We start from the raw sequence: 3,557 nt of genomic DNA on the forward strand, positions 1-3,557 counted from the left end.
GCGAGTATCTATCAGCCTGGTGATCCACTTTTTGAGGGGATTTTGAATATTCAGCGTAAGTTATGGGGAAAAGCTGAAAAAACACTTCAACCTTTAGCTGATAAAAAAAATCCAGAAGCGATGTATTGGTTAGCCACCATTACCTACGGTTCGAGCATATATGATACTCCGAAGGCCGGAAAAATGTTAATGGAAGCAGCAGAGTTAGGTAACCCCTATGCCGCTCTATTTTTTTCACCAGATAGCCGCTATTGTAATATGTATTTTAAAAAACAATGCAGTGAGAAGTGGGTAGAAAAAGCACAAAAACTGTTTGCAGAACAAGCAAAAACAGGTGACGTTCGTGCCGTATATTACAGTACGATATTAAAACCAGATTTAACCCACGAGCAATATATTAACGCCATTATTAGTGCAGCAGACAATCACTATTTTTACCCGCTTGTTGAATACTCTATTACTTTAAGAGAATCAGAAAAATCTAATCAAGAAATGAAGGAACTCGCTAGTGACCTTCTTAATTATGCACGCTTTTATAACTTTGTTCCTGCTATAGATGCTTTAATGAATCACGAAGGTAAACATAAGCGAATGAAAGGCCCTCTTTACAAGGAACTTATGCAGCAGGGCATTGCAATGGGTTCAAATGACGCATGGGGTGGTTATAGTATACTTAGTCGTCATAATAACTCCCTAACTGAAACACAAAAATATATTGTAGCTAAAGCAAATTATTTATTTAATGGTGATGAGTTCGGTATAAGCTTTGTTACTCCTCCTAAAGGAAAAGACGCTTTAATTGTTGCGAATAAAAAAGCTCAAGAAAAGGCAGATAAGGTAAAAAAAGTAATCTTTATAGATGGTGCTCATTATCAAGTTCTTTATTAGCCTTTAATCACCTCAAGCAAATTATTGCCTAATTGTTTTTAGGTGTACTATACGCCATTAAAATCAATTAGCTTCTCAGTCCGTTAAGTTAAGGCCTTAAATGCATGAAAGTAAATATTACTACCCTATTATTAGTTTTCTCTTTTTTAGTCTTAAATGGATGCTCAAAAGCAACAACACCTCAACAAGCCGATATTGCTGTATTTGAACAATTTTTATCAGAAAATCCTATATCATCAGTAAGTCCAACCGTTGATATCGCAAGTATATACCAGCAAGATGACCCACTTTTTGAAAGTGTTTTGTACATCCAACGTAATCTTTGGGCTGAGGCAAAGAAACAACTTGAGCCGATGGCAAAGAACCAAAATCCTGACGCAAAATTTTGGTTAGCATCAATTACATGGGGAACGGGTATTAAAAACAACCCTATAGCTAAAAAGCTATATATGGAATCAGCGGAACAAGGTAACCCTTATGCAGCATTGTTTTTTTCGCCTAAAAACGATATTTGTCAAATGTACTATTCCAGTGAATGCAGTGAAAAATGGGTAGAGAAAGCACAAAAACTCTTTGCAGAACAAGCAAAAACAGGCAACGTTCGTGCCGTATATTACAGCACAATATTGAAACCAGATTTAACCCACGAGGAATATATTGATGCGGTTATTCAATCTGCAGAAAAGCATTATTACTACCCGCTCGTAGAGTATGCGAATAAAATTATCAATGAAGATAAGCCAAATAAAAACATGGAAGCTATGGCTGTGAATCTTCTTAATTATGCGCAATTTAATAACTTTATACCGGCTATTGACGCTTTGATGGGGTATGAGGGTGAAAAAAAACGTACTCAAGGTGAACAGTACAAAAGTCTTACAGAACAAGGAATAAACATTGGCTCAAACCATGCATGGCGAGTTTATCTATTAAATAGCATTAATGATAAATCCTTATCAAGCCAACAAAAATACTTCATAGCCAAGGCGAGTGAGTTATTTAATGGTTACGACTACGGCATTAGTTTTTCTATCCCACCAAAAGGAAAAGCAGCCTTAATTGCTGCGAATAAAAAGGCACAAGAAAAAGCAGATTCGGTAAAAAGAGTGATTTATATTGATGGTGCTCACGTACCTGAAGGTTAATTATTTTTTAATTTTTGAGCGCTTACTAAATGAACAGGAAGCGCTTTTTTAATCAATGATTAAAGCAAATTATTGCCCAGTAATTGTTAGGTGTACTATTGTGCATTAAAATCAATCAGCTTCTCAGTCCGCTAAGTTAAGGTCTAAATGCATGAAAGTAACTATTAGTACACTATTATTAGTTTTCTCTTTTTTAGCCTTAACCGGTTGCTCAAAAGCAACAACACCTCAACAAGCCGATATTGCTGTATTTGAACAATTCTTATCAGAAAATCCGATCTCAAGCATCAGTTCATCTATTGATGTAGCAAGTATCTATATGCCTGGTGATCCACTTTTTGAAGGGGTACTCAATATTCAGCGTAATCTCTGGGGAAAAGCAGAAAAAGCACTGAAACCGCTTGTTGATAAAAATGACCCCGATGCACTTTATTGGACGGCTTTAATCTCATACTCGGGAAGTATTAAAAGCACACCTATCGCTCGTAAGATGCTTATACAATCGGCAGAGTTAGGTAATCCATATGCGGCATTATTTTTTGCACCTGATAACCATCAATGCCAAATGTACTTCCCGAATGATTGCAGTGAAAAATGGGTGGAGAAAGCACAAAAACTCTTTGCTGAAAAAGCCAAAACAGGCGACGTTCGTGCCGTATATTACAGCACTACATTGAAACCTGACCTAACCCACAAGGAGTATATTGATGCGGTTATTCAATCTGCTGAAAAGCATTATTACTACCCGCTCGTAGAGTATGCGAATAAAATTATCAATGAAGATAAGCCAAATAAAAACATGGAAGCTATGGCTGTGAATCTTCTTAATTATGCGCGGTTTAATAACTTTGTACCGGCTATTGAGGGGCTTATAGGTAATGAGGTACAAAGTGGTCGTGAAGGTGGAGAAAGCTACCTTAATTACATAGAGCAGGGTATAAAATTAGGCTCAAATGCAGCATGGAATTTATACCAATTAAATAGCCTAGATAATAACTCATTAAATAATACACAAAAATATATTGTCGCTAAAGCTCTTGATTTACAAAACGGACGTTCTTTTGGTTTGCATGAAGTTATTGCACCTAAAGAAAAAGACGCCTTAATTGCTGCTAATAAAAAGGCTCAAGAAAAAGCAGATTCGGTAAAAAAAGTGATTTATATCGATGGTGCTCACGCAACAATGTTTTACTCACGTTTAGATATACAATAAATTTTCACCCATCAATTTAATTGATCTTAGGGCGCTTCTTAGATATTTAAGAAGCGCTTCTTAATCACCTTGAGCAAATTATTGCCCAGCAGAGATTAGATGTACAATTATGCATTAAAATCAATTAGCTTCTCAGTCCGTTAAGGCCTTAAATGCATGAAAGTAAATATTACTACCCTATTATTAGTTTTCTCTTTTTTAGTCTTAAATGGATGCTCAAAAGCAACAACACCTCAACAAGCCGATATTGCTGTGTTTGAACAATTTTTATCAGAAAACCCGATATCAAGTATCAACCCTTCTATTGATAT

Annotated in this window: 3 protein-coding genes; all 3 read left to right on the top strand. The window is 36.0% G+C overall.

Annotation, left to right across the window (positions count from 1 at the left end):
- The coding region (locus tag C9J41_RS21845) for a hypothetical protein (RefSeq protein ID WP_158259690.1) at positions 1–888 on the top strand (888 nt) is incomplete at its 5' end.
- A 104-nt stretch (positions 889–992) separates the two neighbouring features.
- Complete coding sequence (locus C9J41_RS21515; protein WP_107295010.1) at positions 993–2,033, top strand: sel1 repeat family protein; 1,041 nt, start codon at positions 993–995, stop codon at positions 2,031–2,033.
- A gap of 151 nt (positions 2,034–2,184) precedes the next feature.
- On the top strand, positions 2,185–3,246 hold the full coding sequence (locus C9J41_RS21520; protein ID WP_107208801.1) for a hypothetical protein: 1,062 nt from the start codon (positions 2,185–2,187) through the stop codon (positions 3,244–3,246).
- Positions 3,247–3,557 lie beyond the last annotated feature (311 nt).

The organism is Photobacterium sp. GB-50, assembly GCF_003026755.1.
Taxonomy (GTDB): Bacteria; Pseudomonadota; Gammaproteobacteria; order Enterobacterales; family Vibrionaceae; genus Photobacterium.

What these genes read in the sequence shown, in the direction of transcription:
- C9J41_RS21515 (WP_107295010.1), top strand. Translation starts at nt 993, where the DNA reads ATGAAAGTAAATATTACTACCCTATTATTAGTTTTCTCTTTTTTAGTC.
- C9J41_RS21520 (WP_107208801.1), top strand. Translation starts at nt 2,185, where the DNA reads ATGAAAGTAACTATTAGTACACTATTATTAGTTTTCTCTTTTTTAGCC.